The sequence below is a fragment of the Achromobacter piechaudii NBRC 102461 genome (assembly GCF_001571245.1).
Taxonomy (GTDB): Bacteria; Pseudomonadota; Gammaproteobacteria; order Burkholderiales; family Burkholderiaceae_B; genus Achromobacter; species Achromobacter piechaudii.
This window is the reverse complement of the sequence record NZ_BCTK01000001.1, coordinates 976,565-994,044: the sequence shown is the minus strand read 5'-3', so window position 1 is coordinate 994,044 and position 17,480 is coordinate 976,565. Positions and strand designations below refer to the sequence as shown.

Genomic DNA, 17,480 nt, shown 5'->3' with positions numbered 1-17,480 from the left:
GTGCTGGACCTGCGCCTGCGCTAACCGTGGCAGTCGGGCACTTCCTGATCCAGATACACGTCGAAGGCCACATCGCGAGCCCATTTCGAGGTCATCGCTTTCCAGGCCCCCGATTGGCTCCAGGCCTGCATTTCCCCGGCCAGCCAGGCGCGGCCAGCGGCATCCGAGGCCGGCAACAGCCACACCTGTTCGCGCTTGGCTCCATCGGCCGGCAGCGTTGCAGAGAATTTCTTCCATTCGGGAAAACGCACCAAGGGTTCCCAGACGGCGTCGTCCACCAGCCCGACATCGCAAGCGCCTTCGCGCACCGCAACCAGCGCATCGGAAGGCACTCGGTAAGTACGTACAACGGCGCCCCAGGCTGCTGCCAGCGCGCGCGCGTCGGTGTCGGCCTCTGCCATGCAGACGCTGCGGCCCTGCACGTCTGCGGGCTTGCGCAGGCGCGTATCGCTACGTATCACCGCCTTGGGGCGCGTGCTGTAACCCGTGGGCTGCACGGCAACCGTGGCCGGCTGGCCGTTGGCGGCATCGGCCAGCACCACGTCCACCTGACCGGCCGACAGCAACTCGCCAGCCTCTTCCGCCCTGACCTGCCGCAAGCGCACCGGCAAGCCGAGGCTGGCGCCCAGCTTTTCCGCCATGTTGGCGTCCAAGCCGTCGGGCGTGCGGATCTTGGCGCCGGCAACCGGCGGCGGCGCCAGGTACGGCACACCCACGACCAATTCCCCGCGCGCCCGGGCAGCGGCGAAACCCGCAGGATCGGCATGCGCCGCGCTCAGGCCGGTAAGCAGCGCGCAGGCGGCGAAGGCAAGCAGACCGGGCAATTTCAAGGGCGCACGCATGATCTAGACGTACTGATAACGCAGCAGGCGGTGCTTCAGGTTTTCAAGCACGAACTGATCGATCAGCGCGGCCAACACGGCGATGACGAGGATGTTGGTCATCACGCCCGTCATGTCCGCGATCTCGCCCGAGTACGCCAGCGACCGGCCCAGGCCCTTGCCGAAGCCGATCAGCATTTCGGCCGAAATCAGCGCGCGCCAAGCATTGCCGAAGGCCAACTGCGCCCCGGTGATCAGCTCCGGCATGACGGCGGGCAGGTACACCCGCTTGACCAGCCCCCAGCGAGTCGCGCCCATGACGCGCGCAGCCGAAACGTGGACGCGTTGCACGGATTCAGTGGCGTTCATGACGCTGAGCGCGGCCGGGAAGAACGCCGACAGCGCAACCACCACGATGATGGGCGTGTTGCCAAAGCCCATCACGATCAGGAACAGCGGCACCCATGCGATGGACGGAATCGATTGCAGGATGACGATGGCGCTGCGCAGCACTTCCCGGAAGAAGAACAGCACGGCGGCCACCAGCCCGAAGCCGATGCCGGCCGCCAGCGCCAGCCCGTAGCCTGCCCCGAGCCGGCCCAGCGTGCCCATCAGGCTTTGATGGAACGATTGCTTGCCCAGGTCCTCGAACAGGCGCTCAACCACTGCCGGCACGCCCGGCATCAGGAAATCAGGCAAGGCGAACGCCGCCAGTTGCCACAACAACAGAATGAACAGGACGCCCAAAACGCCCGCGAAATGCTTGCGGGCGCCGGTCACTCGGGTAGACGAGCTCAAAGTTTGCGCGCCTCTTGCCAGGACAGATCAACAATGCTGGACACGTCGTACGGCTTGCCGTCGCGCGTTTTCAGCGAACCCTGGGCTTGCAGGATGTCGGCAATTTCCTGCATGCGCGCGGTGTCCTTGGGCGTGAGCTTGGGCGTGAACACCTGCGTGCTGATGGCTTCGGCGATGACGGTTTCGCGCGGCAGCTCGCCACGCGACAGGGTCTTGAGCGTGGGCTCGGCGATGAAGTACGAGGCGATCAGCTTGGAGGCCTGCGCCGGCTCTTTTTGCAGCAGCGTGATGGCCTGATTCTGCGCGTCCAGCGCCTTCCAGACGTCGTCCTTGCGCTTGGCCAGCGTCTCGCCGGAGGTGATCACCACCATGCACGGGAACGGCCAGGCCTGGCCCACTTCGTAGATCTGCTTGACCGGCGCCACCAACTGCGCGATGCGGTCATAGGGTTCGAACAGGAAAGCCGCGTCGACGCGCTTGCCCACCAGCGATTGCACGGCAACAGCCGGGCTGACGCCCATGACGTTGACGTCGTCGGCGCTCAGGTTGCCCTGCTTGAGCACCACGCCCTTCAACACGACGTCCGCCGTGCTGCCTTCGGCCTGCGAGGCCAGCGTCTTGCCCTTGAGGCCCGCGATGTCCTTGATGCCGGAATCGTCGCGCACGATCAACGAGTGATAGCCCTGTTGCGCGCCGCCCACCACTTTCAGGTCGGCGCCCTTGGAGGCCCACGCAACCGCGTTGGTGAAGCCCAGCACGCCGATGTCCAACTGCCCGCCGACGATCGCCTTGATGAGGTCGGTGCCGGATTTGAACTCGATCAGTTCCGAATCCAGGCCCGCGTTCTTATAGAACCCGCCCTCTTGCGCCACGATGGCTTGCGCGTCGTCCATGACACGCAGGTAGCCCACGCGGAATTTTTCGGCGGCCATTGCGGGGGCCGCGGCCAGCAGCGCCGCCGCGAGCGGCAGGGACAGCCATTGCTTCAATTTCATGAGTCAAGCTCCAGGGAATTCAAGGTCACGGCGCGCCGGGCGCCGCCACGAGAGACAGGATAGGGATCAGGCGGCCAGCGCCATGTCGGCATGCGCTTGCGTGCCGTCCACCGCGATGCCCAGCAGGCGCAGGATCTCGCGCTTTTCAGCGGCCAGATCCGACAGATCGTGCGTTTTGGTCCGATGCGCCAGGTTGAATTCGCGCAGCACGCGAGCCGGGCGCGGGCTGAAGACGACGATGCGGTCGGCCAGGAACAAGGCTTCGTCCACATCATGCGTAACCAGCAGCACGGTGGGCTTTTCCTGGGCGATCAATTGGCGCAGCACGTCTTGCAGGCTCAGGCGCGTCAACGCGTCGAGCGCGCCAAAGGGCTCGTCCATCAGCATCGTCTGGGGTTGCGCGATAAAGGCGCGGGCCAACGCGGCGCGTTGCCGCATGCCACCCGAGACCTGATGCGGAAAATAGTGTTCGAAGCCGCCCAGGCTGACGCGGTCCAGCCACTGGCGGGCCGCCTCGCGGGCGCGCTTCTTGGGAACGTTTTGAAATTCCAGGGCCAACGCCACGTTGTCTTCGAGCGTCAGCCACGGATACAGCGCGTGTTCCTGGAAGACGAGCGTGCGGCTGGGGTGCGGGCCGGCGACGGGCTTGCCGTCGGCCAGGACGCTGCCCTGCGTGGGCTTTTCCAGCCCCGCCGCCAGATGCAGCAGCGTGGACTTGCCGCAGCCGGACGGCCCGACCAGTGCGACGAGTTCACCCGTCTTGAATTCGCTGGTGAAGCCTTCCACGACGGGTAGGTCGCCAAAGTGCTTGTGGACGTAATCGAAGGTCAGGTTCATGGAACGAATCGTGGGCGCGCGTGGAAACGAGGCCCCAATCTAACAATTCGTTATATGAACTCAAACGATCAATATTGAATGTCTTTAAAGCTGCGAGTTATATAAGGCCGGCCGGCGATGCTAATGCGCGCCTGCCTGGGCGCTCGCGTGGCGTTGCAGCCCGAACGCAATCACAAACCCGATCACCACTGCCAGCGCGGCCGACAGGAAGATGGACGGATAGCCGTAGCCGCTGGAGATATAGCCGGCGACCGGGCCGGTCACGCCCAGTGCCAGATCCAGGAACGCCGAGTACGCCCCCAGCGCCGCGCCCCGGCTGCCTGCCGGCACCCGGGCCACCGCTTCGACGCCGATGGCGGGAAAGACCAGCGCAAAGCCGCAGCCGGTCAACGCCGCGCCCAGCAACGCGGCAGTGGGGTTGGGCGCAAGCCACAGCAACAACAGCCCCGCCGCTTCCACCAGGAATGACACCTGCGCCACGCGAAAGCCGCCAAAGCGCGTGATGGTGCCGGCGAACAGCAGCCGCACGCCGATGAACGCACACCCGAACGCGCTCAGGGCGTGAGCCGCGCCTTCCCAGGACATGCTTGTGTAGTACAGCGCCACGAAGGCCGCCAAGGTGCCGAATCCCACCGAGCCCAAGCCCAACGCCATGCCGTGCGGAAATACACGCAGCACCACGCTCTTGAACGCCATCCGATGGCCGCCCACGATGGCGACCGCCGCGCGGCTGACGGCCAGCCCCAACCCGGCCAGGCCCAAGAGCAGCACCGCGCCGCCCAGCGCGCCCATGCTCCATTCGCGTTCAAGCGTCACGCCCAACGGCGCGCCCAACGCCAGCCCGCCATAGGTGCAGATGCCGTTCCACGAAATCACGCGCGCCGTATGCAGCGGCCCTACCCTCGCGATGGCCCACGTGGCCGACCCCGTGCCCACCCAGCTTTCGCCAAAGCCCAGCGCCAGGCGGCTGACAATGATGGCCGACAGGCTCAACCATGCGCTGCGTTCGAAGGCATAGGCCAGCAAGAGAAAGACGCCGCTGGCCGCGCACGCCGCCATGCCGATGACGACCGTCTGCTTGGGGCCCACCGTATCGGCCATGCGGCCCGCGTGCGAGCGACTGAGCAGGGTCGCCACGTATTGCACGCTGATGGCCAGACCGGCCAGCACCGTTCCATAGCCCAGCTTGTCGTGGACGTAGCCGGGCAACACCGCCAGCGGCAAGCCGATGGCCAGGTAGCAGATGAAGGTGAAGAAGGCGATGGCGACGATGCGCGAGGTCAGCGCGAACGTGCTGATGGGCGCGCCATCAGGCGTGGTATGCGGTGTGCGGGACATTGAACTGAGGAAGATGCCTGGCCGAACGGATCAGGGTAAACCCGATGATAGCGCAACCATAATTGCAGCTTGCTGAACATGGGCGTGGCTGAAAGCAACACGGCGCGCCCCGAAGGACGCGCCGTGCCGCGTGGTGTGATGCCTGCGTCTATCAGGCTTCGATGCCGCGCGATTCCAGGTAGTCTTCGTAGCCGCCGCGGTAGTCGATGATCTCGCCGGAGGGCAGGATTTCGATCACGCGGGTGGCCAGGCCGGACACGAATTCGCGGTCATGGGACACGAACACCAGCGTGCCTTCGTACTTTTCCAGCGCGAACTGAAGCGATTCGATCGACTCCATGTCCAGGTGGTTGGTGGGTTCGTCCAGCAGCATGACGTTGTGCCGGCCCAGCATCAGGCGGCCGAAGGTCATGCGGTTCTTTTCGCCGCCCGACAGCACCTTGGGCGCCTTGGGCAGGTCGTCTGCCGAGAACAGCAGACGGCCCAGCACGGAACGGATCGACTGATCGTCGTCGCCCGGCTGGCGGTGGTCGCCCATCCAGTCCAGCAGGTTGATGTCGGTTTGCAGGAATTGATCGGACACGTCCTGGGCCATGTAGCCCAGATCAGCGTTGTCGGACCATTTCACCGAGCCCGAATCCGGCTGCAATTCGGTGGCCAGCAGACGCAGCAAGGTGGTTTTACCCACGCCGTTGGCGCCGATGATGGCGATCTTTTCGCCCGCGTCGACCATGGCCGAGAAATTGGTGATGACCGGCGCGTCGTAGGCCTTGGTCAGGTTCTCGACCGTGACGGCCAAGCGGTGCATGACCTTGTTCTGCTCGAAGCGGATGTACGGGTTCTGGCGCGACGACGGCTTGACGACGACCTGGTCCGCCTTGATGCGGTCGATCTGCTTCAGGCGCGAGGTGGCCTGGCGCGACTTCGACTTGTTGGCGGCAAAGCGGCGCACGAAGTCTTGCAGTTCGGCGACGCGTTCCTTGGCCTTGGCATTGTTGGACACCAGGCGTTCGCGCGCCTGGGTGGACGCCAGCATGTAGTCGTCGTAGTTGCCCGCATAGATGCGGATTTCACCGTAGTCCACGTCGGCCATGTGCGTGCACACCTGGTTCAGGAAGTGGCGGTCATGGCTGATGATGATCATCGTGCTCTGGTAGCTGTTGAGCACGTTTTCCAACCAGCGGATGGTGTTGATATCCAGGTTGTTGGTGGGTTCGTCCAGCAGCAGGACGTCGGGATTGGAGAACAGCGCCTGCGCCAGCAGCACGCGCAGCTTCCAGCCCGGCGCCACTTCGCGCATCGGCAGGTTGTGCTGGTCCACGGCGATTTCCAGGCCCAGCAGCAATTCCCCGGCGCGCGCTTCGGCGGTGTAGCCGTCGTATTCGGCGAACTTGGCTTCAAGATCGGCCGCGCGCATGTAGTCGTCTTCGGTGGCTTCCGGGTTCGCGTAGATCGCGTCGCGCTCGGACATGGCGGCCCACATTTCGGTGTGGCCCATCATGACGACGTCCAGCACGCGCAGATCTTCGAATGCGAACTGATCCTGGCGCAGCTTGCCCAGGCGCACACCCGGTTCCAGCGACACGTTGCCGCCGGACGCTTCCAGATCGCCGCCGATGATCTTCATGAACGTCGACTTACCGGACCCATTGGCCCCGATCAGCCCGTACCGGTTGCCTTCTCCGAACTTGACGCTGACGTTCTCGAAAAGGGGCTTGGGACCGAACTGGATGGTGAGATTGGCTGTGGATATCACGGTATTTTGAGTCTGTAGGCGCCCGAAGACGCATGCGAGGAAACCCGATAGTGTAGCAAACGGGCGCTCGCCTGCCCGGATCAGTGCTGGTGTTCGTCCAGCACCAGATGCGCCAGCCCCTTCTCGGTGGCGATACCCACCTTCTGTCCGATGGGCAGCGTCGCCTTGGTCGCCACATGGCCATACGGCAGCCCCGTGATGACGGGCACCTTGACGGTCTTGCGCAGCCACGCCACCACTTCGTGCAGATCGTAGCCCTGGTCGTGCGGCGCCAGCTTGTAGTCGGTGAAGCGACCCAGCACGATGGCCTTTTGCCGGGCCAGCACGCCGGCCTGCGCCAGCTGGATCAGCATGCGTTCGACGCGGTAAGGATGTTCGGCTACGTCTTCCAGGAACAGGATGCCGCCGCGCACCTTGGGCAGGTACGGCGTACCCACCAGCGAAGTCAACATGGCCAGGTTGCCGCCCCACAGGATGCCGCGCGCGTCGACGGGGTCGGCGTCTTGCGTTTCGAAGCTGAGGATTTCCAGCTCGCCCCGCATGATTTCACCGAACAGCGCCTCGGTCAGGTCGTCGACCTTCTTGCCGCCAAAGTCCGCCACGGCGGTCGCGCCGGTGTAGCTGACCGCGCCAGTCTTGGCCAGCAGCGCCAGGTTGAACGCCGTGAAGTCGCTCATGCCGACAAAGCGCTTGCCGCTGTCGGCCATGGCCGTCCAGTCGATCTGGTCCAGCAGCCGCCCCATGCCGTAGCCGCCGCGCGTCACCATGACGATGGGCAGCTTCTGCTTGGTGGCGCGGACCAGGCTGGCGGCGCGTTGGGCGTCGGTGCCGGCAAAGCGCTGGTGCACCGCATAGGCGGTACGGTCCAGCGCCGTCTTGAAGCCCTGCTGCTGCAAGCGCTCACGCGCCAGCTCGACGGTGGCCGGGTCGCGCACGGCCGATGACGGCGAGATCAGGTAGATGCCGCGGGCGTCCGGCATGGCATGGCCATGGTCGTGGTCATGGCTATGGTCGTGACCGCAATCCTCGCCGCAGGCGAGGGAGTGATCATGGCCGGATTTGGGGGTGCTCATGCGATGGATTCCTTGGCGCGGCGTTCGCGGAAGAACCGGCGCAGCAGGTCGCCGCAAGGTTCCGCCAGCACGCCGCCGGTGACTGAAGTGTGATGGTTGAGTTTGGGCACCGAGCCCACGTCCAGCACGCTGCCGCAAGCGCCGGTCTTGGGGTCGTAGGCGCCGAAGACCACGCGCGCCAGACGCGCATGCAGCATGGCGCCGATGCACATGACGCAGGGTTCCAGCGTGACGTACACGGTGATGCCGGGCAAACGGTAGTTTTCCAGCCGCCGCGCCGCGTTGCGCAGGGCGACGATTTCGGCATGCGCGGTGGGGTCGTGGTCGATGATGGTGCGGTTATAGCCGCGCCCCAGGATCTCGCCCTGGGCAGAGACCACCAGCGCGCCGACGGGCACTTCGCCGATCTCGTAGGCGGCCTGCGCTTCTTGCAGCGCCAGCTCGATGTAACGCGCGTCTTCGGCGGTCCAGGCAGGCACCGCCGCCAGCGAACCGGCGTCAACCACGGTACACCCGCGATTTCAGCGCGATGCGGCCGGCCAGGCTGGTCACGGCTTCTTCAAGCCATTGGTAGAGCTCGGCCTGTTCGTCGTAGCGCGCCTGGTTCAAATTGGACACGCGGCCTTCTTCAATGAAGCCCCAGGCGCGGCTGCGCTTGTCGCGGTGCTTGGGATCCCAGACGCCGAAGGCGAAACCGCCGGCGCGTCGGATCAGCGAAAAGCACGGGATATCGGTATAGCCGTCGCCCACGAACACCATCTGGTCGAACGGGACGCGCAGGCGGTCTTCGGGAACCTTGCGGTTGACCTCGAAGGGCTTGTTGCGAAAGTCGCGGCCGATGATGCCTTTCTGGATGTGGAACAGGTAGCGCGTCTTGTCGGTGAAGCTGACGATGCGGCGCGGAAACGTGATGCCGCCGTCCTCGCCATAGACGAATTCGGAGGCCCAGATTTCAGTGAATTCGTGCGCAATGGGGGTGGAACGGACCACGTCGCCGATGCCGCTGGAAATCAGGTAGAACTCCAGCTGCACCTGCGGCTGTTCGGCCCGCACCGCCGCGCGCAATCGCTGGAACAAGGTGGGCACGCCGTCGTGCAAATCCAGGCGCGCGCCCCACTCTTTCAGGCGCTGCTGCGTGATCAGACCGTGCGTGCCGGCCTGCGACAGCTGGATCATCTTGTACAGATAGGCGGGTACCGGGTCCCAGTCTTGCTTGGAGAGCAAGGGGTCAACTTCGTCTTTCCAGAACGAAGCCGTATCCACGCCTATGCTTTCCAGGAAACCGGACGTGCTGTCCGAAGCCAGCGTGTCGTCGAAGTCGAAAATCAGGGCGATGACGTCGGACATGGGGATGCGTGATGGGCGAAGCATGACAAGCGCGCAAGGCGCAACAGCCGCCATTTTGCCTGAATGTGATGGCGGCTGCGCCAGCAACCCGCATCGCGCGTGCCCTGCCCGCCCGGCAAGCGTTCTTTAGAAAGCGCTTGCCGTGGCGGGAACCTGCATTACTGACGCATCGGCGTGCCCATCGACGCGGGCGGCGGCGGGGCCATGCCCGGGGCCGGCGCGCTCGGCGGCATGGTGTTGGGCGGCGGCATGCCACCCGCGGGCGGGACCGAACCGGCCGGCACCTGGATCACGGTTTCACGCAGCACGCCGCCACCCTGCACGCTGCCGCGCACGTTGGTAGGCGAGCTCATTTGCGTCATGCAGTCCTGGCGCGACGCAGCCGGCAGGCGGTTGCAGCGGTCGACCATGTTCTGCTGGTACTGGTCGGACGAACCTTCCTTCAGGTTCTGACGGCGGGCCTCTTCGCGCGCCGCGCCGGCTTCGCGCATGCAGGTTTCACGGTCCTGATTGCTTTTGCCGCTCTTGCAATTGGCCACGTCCTGCTCGTATTGGGACTGGATGGCAGCGCGGCCGATCGCATCTGCCGCGTGGACCGCTCCGGCGGCCAGCATCAAGCCCGCCGCGCAAAGGGATGCCGCAAGGCGTTTCGTATGCATGGGTCGTACGTTCATGGCCAGCTCCTTACTAGAATTGAACCGAGGGTGAACCGATAGCGGCGAAGTCCGGTTACGGCCTCGCCGCCTGTTGGAAACCACTATCCCACGACGGCGCGCCGGGCTCATGACGAGCGACGTGCATTCGTAAGGTTACGTTTCAACAACGTGAAATTGAAGGGACCGCCCCTGCACGCGTTACACCAAGAAAAACAGGGGCGGTTGGCCCCTGTTGCGTCGGTTGCGGTGTTGGAGCATGACATTCGGCGTTCACATGCCGTGTCGCTTGTTACGAGCGTTAGCGTGCGTCCTGGTCGGCATCGGCCTTGGTCAGCCGGTGCCGATAGGTGGCCGCGCGCATCAGCAGCATGGCGGTCACGGGCGAAGACACGACCAGCAGCAAGGTGATGATGACTTCGTGGAACACGGGCCGCGCGGACCACGCCGAAAAAACCAGGATCGACGCGAGCAGCACGCAGGCGCAACCCAGGGTATTGCCCAGCGTGGGCGCGTGGATGCGGGCGTAGAAGCTGCGAAACCGCAGCAGGCCCGCCGATCCGGTCAGTGCCAGCAGGCCGCCCAGCACCAGCAGGATGCAAGCGGGGATGCCTGCCCACAGCGGAATGGTGGCGTCCATCATGGCTCGATCACCTCGCCGCGCAACAGGAAGCGCGCCATGGCCGTGGACCCGACAAAGCCGAACAGCGCGATCAACAGCGCAATGTCGAAATACAGCGACGAGCCCGAGCGGATGCCGAAGACCAGCATCGTCAGCATGCCGTTGATATACAGGGTGTCCAGCGCCAGAACCCGGTCTTGCGCGGTGGGGCCCCGCAACAGGCGCAAGGCGGCAAACACCATGCCCAGCGCGAAGCACACCAGGGCAAAGGACGCCGCCCAATACAGTGCGGTATTCATCGTCATTCAAACATCTCCATCAACGGGCGCTCGTAGCGCTGCTGCACCAGGTCGACCCAATGCTGTTCGTTCTGCAAGTCGAGCACGTGCAATTTCAGGCGGTGGTCGGCGGTCAGGTCCACCCAGACCGTGCCCGGCGTATAGGTCACGATGCAGGCCAGCATGGCCAGGCCGTGGGGGTCGCGCATGGTCAGCGGGATCATGATGAAGCCGGGCGAAAACTCATTGCGCCCCGGCTTCAGGATCAGCTTGGCGACGGCAAGGTTGGACCGGATGATGTCCACGGTCACGTGCAGGAACAGCGGCACTGCTTTCCAAAGCCGGCGTGGCCGCGCGTGCAACGGGCGCAGCCGCGATGCCGCCCAGGTGAACCAGAGAGCCAGCGCCGCGCCCAGCGCGATCTGACCGGCCGACAGGCTTTCGTTCAGCACCAACCACAGGACGAACAGGAAAACGGGCAGGAACAGGAAGTAAAGGCGGCGCATCAGCTGCCTCCCTTGAGACCGCGCACGGTCTGAGCGGACATGACGGCGTCGATATAGGATTTGGGTTGATCCAGGGACCGCGCCGCGTCGTCCAGATAGGCCGACACCGGGCCCGCGCCCGCCGCCAGGCCCACGCACAACAGCAGCAGCACGGCGACCGGCCCCGCTTCAATGACGCGCAGGCGCGGCGTGCTGCGATCGTCGCTGGCCCAGAACACGCGGATGCCGGTTCGACCCAGGCCGACCAAGCCGGCCAGCCCCGAGACCAACACAGCGGCCACGAGTATCCACGCATCCATGGGCGGCGCGGATTCCGTGGCGGCGGACACCGCCGCCGACAGCAATGAGAACTTCGCCACAAAACCCGACAGCGGCGGCAAGCCCGTCACCAGCAAGGCGCAGCAGATGAACGCCAGCCCCAGGAACGCCATGGCGGCCGGAATCGCCACGCCCACCACGTCGTCGGATCGATTGACCGAGGTGGGGTCATCCAGGTCGAACGCGTCCAGCGTCACGGCCAGGACGTTGGCGCCGAAGCTGCGGGTGCGTTCGATCAGTTCAGCCAACAGGAAGAACGCGCCGGTGGTCAGCACGGAACTGATGAGGTAGAAAAGCGCCGGGCCGGTCAGCGTCACGCCCGGCATGCCCAGCGCGGTCAGCAGCGTGCCGGCCGAGACGATCACGCAATAGCACACCATCTTTTCCAGCTGCTGAGTGGCCAGCAGGCCCAGCGCGCCGAATAGCAGCGTGGCCAGGCCGGCCGCGAACATCCAGTCCAGGCTGAACGCAGCGGGCGCGCCCGACGGCAATAGCAGCGAGCCGATGCGCAGCAGCGCATAGATGCCCACCTTGGTCATGATGGAGAACATGGCGGCAATCGGCGCGCTGGCCGAGCCGTACCCCTTGACCAGCCAGAAGTTCAACGGCCACGCGCCCGCCTTGACCAGGAAGGCAACGCCAAGAATGGCCGCGCCCGCTTCGAACAGCATGCGTTCCGCGCCCGTGAGATTGCCGGCGCGCAGAGCCAGGTCGGCCAGGTTCAGGGTGCCGGTGACGCCGTAGATCAGCGCAATGCTGATCAACAAGAGGAACGAGGCCACCAGGTTCACGGCGATGTATTGCAAGCCCGCGCTGACGCGCGCCACGCCGGAGCCATGCAGCAGCAGGCCATAGGACGCGGCCAGCAGCACTTCGAAGAACACGAACAGGTTGAACAGGTCGCCGGTCAGGAAAGCGCCGTTCAGGCCCATCAGCAAGAACTGGAACAGCGAATGAAAATGCACGCCGGCGCGGTCCCAGCGGGCCAGCGCGTAGGTCAGCGTGGCCAGGCCCAGCACGGCGGTCAGCGTCAGCATCACCGCCGCCAGCCGGTCGACGACCAGCACGATGCCGAAGGGTGCGGGCCAATCGCCCACCAGATAGACGCCCACGCCCTGCGACCAGACGCCGGGCACGCCGCCGCCGGCCACCACCAGCAAGGCGATGGCGGCAGCCAGCTGGGCCAGCGTCGCCAACATGGAGATGGTCCCGCGCGCATAGCGGCTGGTATCGGCCAGCAAAAGCATGACCGCTCCCGCAAACAGCGGAACGATGATGGGCAGGACAGGAAGGTGTTGCAGCCAGAAACTCAAGATTGGGACTCCCGTCCATCAACGTGGTCGGTACCCGTCAAGCCACGCGAGGCCAGCAGAACAACCAGGAAAAGCGCGGTGGTGGCAAAACCGATCACGATCGCCGTCAGCACCAGCGCCTGCGGCAGCGGGTCGGCGTACCACGACGGGTCATGCGCCATGGAGGGGTCCACGACCGGCGGCCGGCCAGACGTAAGCCGGCCCATGCCAAAAATGAAGAGGTTCACCGCGTAGGAAACGAGCGACAGGCCCATGATGAACTGGAAGGTGCGCGGCCGCAGCAGCAGCCAGACGCCCGAACCGGCCAACACGCCAATCGCGACGGCATAAATCAATTCCATCAGGCTTCCCCTGTTTGTGCGGCGGCCGCCTGCATCTCGGCGGCGGCGCGGCGTTGTGCGCGCAGCGATTGGTGGGCCAGCGCCACCAGGACCAGCACGGTCGATCCGACGACCAGCATGTACACGCCCAGGTCGAACAGCAGCACGCTGGACAGATGTACGTGGCCGATTAGTGGCAGCGCCACGTCCCAGGCCAGCGCGGCCAGGAACGGCTTATACGCAAGCCATGCGGTGACGGCGGCGATGCCTGCCGCCAGCAGCCCGATACCGATCCAGTTCTGGGGATTCAGGCGGCTGCGCGACTCCACCCAATACACCCCGCCCACCATGTATTGCAGGATGACGGCAGTGGCAAAGATCAGGCCCCCCACGAAACCGCCCCCCGGCTGATTGTGGCCACGCAGCAGGAAATACACGGAAATCAGCGCGGCGGTGGGCAGCAACAGACGCACCAGCACGGTCGGCACCATCATCGAACCGCTGGGCACCAGCGACTTGATATCGGGCGCGGGCGGCACCCCGCCGTCCTGCTCTTGCTGCTGACGCGGCAAGTCCGCGCTTTCGGCGGCCGGACGGAAGCGGCGCAGCAGCGCATAGACCGTCAGCGCCACGATGCCCAGCACCGTGATTTCGCCAAAGGTATCAAAGCCGCGGAAGTCCACCAGGATGACGTTCACCACATTGGTGCCGCCCCCGTCGGGCAATGCGCGGTCCACGAAGAAGGAAGAAATCGTGTCGCCTTGCGGGCGTACCAGCACGGCATACGCCAGCCCCGCCATGCCGGTGCCGGCAGCGACCGCCATCAGCAGATCGCGCAAGCGCCGGCCGCGTGCCAGCAGCGTGACCTTGAAGGTTTCTTCATCGTCCTTCTCGATACGGCGTGGCAGCCAGCGCAGCCCCAGCAACAACAGCACCACCGTCACGACTTCCACCGACAACTGGGTCAACGCCAGGTCAGGCGCGGAGAACCAGACGAAGGTCAGGCAGGTGATCAAGCCCGCGCCGCCGGCCAAAGCCAGGGACGCAAGCCGGTGGTATTTGGCCTGGTAGGCCGCGCCCAGCGCGCAGGCGGCGCCCACCAGCCAGAGCAATGCGAAAGCGGGGTCGATCGGGCTCATGCGGCCCGTGCCGTCCAGCCAGCCCCCCGCGCGCAGCGGCAGCCAGGCCACGAACAAGGTCCCCAGGACGATAAGCAGCATCTGCACCTGCAAGCGCGGCGATGCCACCCAACGCAACAGCCACGAGGCCGCCACGCTGGAGCCATCGAGCAGCGCCTCGAAGGTGCGCCGGCCGTCCAGGCGGTAGATGAACGGTACGCGGCCCGGATTGGCGCGCTGGTGCCTGCGCAGGGCCAGGTACAGCAGTACGCCGGCGGTGGTCGCCACCAGGCTCATGACCAGGGGCAGGTTCAGGCCGTGCCATACGGCCAGGCTGTATTCGGGCATGTTCGGACCCAGGATGCTCTGTGCGGCGGTCGCCAGGAACGGGCCTACCGTCAGCCCGGGCGCGACGCCCACCAGCAGGCACATGAACACCAGCAAAGCGCTGGGGAACAGCATCCAGCGAGGGGGCTCGTGCGGCGCGCGCGGCAGATCGGTCGCCGGGGGGCCGAAGAACACCTGAAGAATGAAACGCAGCGAATACGCCACGCTGAACGCCCCCGCAATCGTGGCCAGCAGCGGCAGGCCGATCTGCGTGATGCGGTCGCCGCTGACGAACGTCGTCTCGGCGAAGAACATTTCCTTGGACAGGAAACCGTTCAAGAGCGGCACGCCCGCCATCGAGGCCGCCGCCACCATCGCCAACGTGGCGGTGATCGGCATGGCCTTGTAAAGCCCGGACAGCCGACTGAGGTCACGCGTACCGGTTTCGTGGTCCACCACCCCCGCCGCCATGAACAGCGACGCCTTGAAAGTGGCGTGGTTGATCATATGGAAGATGGCGGCCACCAGGGCCAGCTCGCTGTTCAGGCCCAGCAGCAGCGTGATCAACCCAAGATGGCTGATGGTGGAATACGCCAGCACGCCCTTCATGTCCTGCTGGAAGATGGCCGCGTAGGCGCCCAGCACCAGCGTGATCAGCCCTGCTCCGCCGATGATCCAGAACCATTGGTCCGTGCCTGCCAGCACCGGCCAGAACCGCGCCAGGAGGAACACACCGGCCTTCACCATGGTGGCCGAATGCAGATAGGCGGACACCGGCGTCGGCGCCGCCATGGCGTTGGGCAGCCAGAAATGGAAGGGGAATTGCGCGCTTTTGGTCAGCGCGCCCAACGCCACCAACACCAGCACGGCCGGATACCAGGGATCGGCGCGCACCAGGTCGCCGGACGCCAACACGCGGTCCATGTCGTAGCTGCCCACGATATGGCCCAGGATCAGCACGCCGGCCAGCAGGCACAAGCCGCCCGCCCCGGTCACCGTCAACGCCATGCGCGCGCCGCGACGGGCATCCAGGCGGTGGTGCCAGTAGGCGATCAGCATGAACGAGGCCAGGCTGGTCATTTCCCAGAACATGACCAGCTGGATCAGGTTGCCGGACAGCACCACGCCCAGCATGGCAGCCATGAAGGCGAGGAAAAATGAGAAGAAACGCGGAACGGGGTCTTCCGGCGACATGTAGTAGCGCGCGTAGAGGACAACCAGCGCGCCCATGCCCGAGACGATCAACGCGAACAGCCAGGCGTAGCCGTCCATGCGCAAGGTGAACTGCAAGCCCAGGGCGGGCGCCCAGGGCATGTCGGCCCGGACCACGCCGCCATTGGCGACTTGCGGGTAGAGGCTGGCAATCAAGACCACACAAGCCAGCGCGATAAGGCCGGCCAACCACGCCTCGGCATTGCGGGCGTTGGAAGGCAGCAGCGCGGCGCACAGGCTGCCGGCAAACGGCAGAGCGAGGATCAGGATCAGCGACATGGCGTTCCGAGAATGTCCGGGCCCCCTCCCGCCAGCACGTGGCAGCGAAAGACGAAACAGACCGGGGATTGAAAAACGGACGGAACCCTGGCCCGGTGCGTCGCTGCACTACACGTTGCCCCGCGGGGACATCAATCAAACGCCCCCATTGAACGGCGCAGACAGAAACAAACGCAATAGCTTTCTTGCAAGACCGGCCAAGAATCTCCCCCGAAAAATATCAGATTCTTGTAAGTTATGCAGGAATTTATGCAAATACCCAGCTGATGACGGCACGATGACTGCGCAATGATTGCGCATTGAACGGGATTGGGAAATCGTTCATGTTCTTGTCAGGCTTGGTTTTTTTCCCTATTTGTCGTCAATCTCGGACAACTTCAAAGCATTTGAAAAAAATTTGTAGTGGCTACAGGGAGAATCCTGAGTTGACCCTAGGGGGATTCCTGTGTGGAATTGCGCCCAAGAAGCGTCGACCAAGCCAGCATCCGGGCAAGGCGGGCTTCACCGACGCCGGCCCAAGAAGCCGGTCGGCTCGGAACAACAATATGGAGAAGACTCTTGACCGTGCTGTCTCATGCCAAGGCCGTCCTGGCCGCCGCCATCGCAGGCGTCTGCTTTAGTTCCTCGGCGCTTGCCGCCGATGCCTACCCCGACAAACCCATCCGCCTGATTGTTCCGTTCGCTGCGGGCGGCACCACCGATATCGTCGCCCGCATCGTGGCCGAAGGGCTGGGCCGCGAATTGGGCCAGGCCGTGGTCGTCGAAAACCGGGGCGGCGGCGGCGGCTCGATCGGCGCCGATGCGCTGGTGCGCTCCGCGCCCGATGGCTACACGCTGGGCGTGGCCACCGTCAGCACGATGGCCACCAACCCGGCCACCAACCCCAAGAACCCCTACAACCCCCTCAAGGACTTCACGCCGATCACCAACCTGGTGAACGTGCCGAACGTGCTGACGGTCAACCCGGCCGTGCCGGCCAAGACCCTGGCTGAATTCATCACACTGCTCAAGGACAACCCGGGCAAGTACAGCTACGCCTCGTCCGGCGCGGGCGGCATCGGCCATCTGGACGGCGAACTGTTCAAGTCGCTGACCAAGACCGACATGGTGCACGTGCCCTATCGCGGTTCGGGTCCGGCCCTCAATGACGTGATCGCCGGCCAGGTGAACGCGCAATTCGACAACCTGCCCTCTTCCATGCCCCACATCCAGGCGGGCAAGCTGCGCGCGTTGGCCGTGGCCGCCCCCAAGCGCCTGCCCGCTCTGCCGGACGTGCCGACCTTCAAGGAAGGCGGCCTGCCCGAAATGGACAATATGGCCTGGTATGGGCTGGTCGCCCCCGCCGGCACGCCGCAAGCCGTGGTGGACCGCGTGCACGACGCGGCCGTCAAGGCGTTGAAGGATCCCAAGATCATCCAGCGCCTGGCCGATGGCGGTTCGCTGGTGGACGGTAATACGCCCGCCCAATACGCCGAGCAGATCAAGCGTGAACTGGAACTGCGCCAGCGCATCGCCAAGGAACGCAACATCATTTCGACGAACTGATCAGCCTGATCACAGCTGTCCCCG

General features: G+C 65.0%; 17 protein-coding genes. 1 reads left to right on the top strand and 16 read right to left on the bottom strand.

Features of this window, described 5'->3' with window-relative positions:
* Positions 1–20 precede the first annotated feature (20 nt).
* The 16 genes from API01S_RS04490 to API01S_RS04415 form a co-directional block, all read right to left on the bottom strand.
* Complete coding sequence (locus API01S_RS04490) at positions 21–842, bottom strand: transporter substrate-binding domain-containing protein (RefSeq protein ID WP_061303350.1); 822 nt, start codon at positions 840–842, stop codon at positions 21–23.
* Between the two features lie 3 nt (positions 843–845).
* Positions 846–1,619, bottom strand: a complete 774-nt coding sequence (locus API01S_RS04485) for an ABC transporter permease (protein WP_039883258.1) — start codon at positions 1,617–1,619, stop codon at positions 846–848.
* Positions 1,616–2,614 (bottom strand): ABC transporter substrate-binding protein, encoded by a 999-nt coding sequence (locus API01S_RS04480; RefSeq protein WP_006219739.1) that lies wholly within the window; start codon positions 2,612–2,614, stop codon positions 1,616–1,618. The genes API01S_RS04485 and API01S_RS04480 overlap by 4 nt, the downstream gene beginning before the upstream one ends.
* Positions 2,615–2,680: 66 nt before the next feature.
* Positions 2,681–3,451 carry an ABC transporter ATP-binding protein gene (locus tag API01S_RS04475; protein WP_061303348.1) on the bottom strand — a complete coding sequence of 257 codons (771 nt, stop codon included), beginning with the start codon at positions 3,449–3,451 and terminating at the stop codon, positions 2,681–2,683.
* A 120-nt stretch (positions 3,452–3,571) separates the two neighbouring features.
* Complete coding sequence (locus API01S_RS04470; protein ID WP_006219741.1) at positions 3,572–4,789, bottom strand: MFS transporter; 1,218 nt, start codon at positions 4,787–4,789, stop codon at positions 3,572–3,574.
* Positions 4,790–4,940: 151 nt separating this feature from the next.
* Positions 4,941–6,545, bottom strand: a complete 1,605-nt coding sequence (locus API01S_RS04465) for an ABC-F family ATPase (RefSeq protein WP_006219742.1) — start codon at positions 6,543–6,545, stop codon at positions 4,941–4,943.
* An 80-nt stretch (positions 6,546–6,625) separates the two neighbouring features.
* Positions 6,626–7,618 carry an LD-carboxypeptidase gene (locus API01S_RS04460; protein ID WP_006219743.1) on the bottom strand — a complete coding sequence of 331 codons (993 nt, stop codon included), beginning with the start codon at positions 7,616–7,618 and terminating at the stop codon, positions 6,626–6,628.
* Positions 7,615–8,106: a tRNA adenosine(34) deaminase TadA gene (gene tadA, locus API01S_RS04455; protein ID WP_050730462.1), complete on the bottom strand. Its 492-nt coding sequence runs from the start codon at positions 8,104–8,106 to the stop codon at positions 7,615–7,617. Before tadA ends, API01S_RS04460 begins: the two co-directional genes overlap by 4 nt.
* Positions 8,107–8,116: 10 nt before the next feature.
* Entirely contained in the window at positions 8,117–8,965 is an 849-nt protein-coding gene (locus API01S_RS04450; protein ID WP_039883260.1) for an HAD family hydrolase, read from the bottom strand.
* A 158-nt stretch (positions 8,966–9,123) separates the two neighbouring features.
* The gene (locus API01S_RS04445; protein WP_231689478.1) at positions 9,124–9,639 is read right to left on the bottom strand and encodes a hypothetical protein; all 516 of its coding nucleotides are present in this window, start codon (positions 9,637–9,639) and stop codon (positions 9,124–9,126) included.
* 280 nt (positions 9,640–9,919) lie between these two features.
* Complete coding sequence (gene mnhG, locus API01S_RS04440; RefSeq protein ID WP_006219747.1) at positions 9,920–10,261, bottom strand: monovalent cation/H(+) antiporter subunit G; 342 nt, start codon at positions 10,259–10,261, stop codon at positions 9,920–9,922.
* Entirely contained in the window at positions 10,258–10,539 is a 282-nt protein-coding gene (locus tag API01S_RS04435; protein WP_039883261.1) for a K+/H+ antiporter subunit F, read from the bottom strand. The genes mnhG and API01S_RS04435 overlap by 4 nt, the downstream gene beginning before the upstream one ends.
* 2 nt (positions 10,540–10,541) lie before the next feature.
* A complete protein-coding gene (locus API01S_RS04430) occupies positions 10,542–11,024 on the bottom strand; it encodes a Na+/H+ antiporter subunit E (RefSeq protein ID WP_006219749.1) in 483 nt (160 codons plus the stop codon).
* Positions 11,024–12,655: a monovalent cation/H+ antiporter subunit D gene (locus API01S_RS04425; protein ID WP_006219750.1), complete on the bottom strand. Its 1,632-nt coding sequence runs from the start codon at positions 12,653–12,655 to the stop codon at positions 11,024–11,026. Before API01S_RS04425 ends, API01S_RS04430 begins: the two co-directional genes overlap by 1 nt.
* Positions 12,652–12,996 (bottom strand): Na+/H+ antiporter subunit C, encoded by a 345-nt coding sequence (locus API01S_RS04420; RefSeq protein ID WP_006219751.1) that lies wholly within the window; start codon positions 12,994–12,996, stop codon positions 12,652–12,654. Before API01S_RS04420 ends, API01S_RS04425 begins: the two co-directional genes overlap by 4 nt.
* Entirely contained in the window at positions 12,996–15,911 is a 2,916-nt protein-coding gene (locus API01S_RS04415) for a monovalent cation/H+ antiporter subunit A (protein WP_061303346.1), read from the bottom strand. Before API01S_RS04415 ends, API01S_RS04420 begins: the two co-directional genes overlap by 1 nt.
* Before the next feature lie 558 nt (positions 15,912–16,469).
* Between API01S_RS04415 and API01S_RS04410 the strand changes: the two genes are divergently transcribed.
* Complete coding sequence (locus tag API01S_RS04410) at positions 16,470–17,456, top strand: Bug family tripartite tricarboxylate transporter substrate binding protein (RefSeq protein ID WP_061303344.1); 987 nt, start codon at positions 16,470–16,472, stop codon at positions 17,454–17,456.
* The last annotated feature ends 24 nt before the right edge of the window (positions 17,457–17,480 follow it).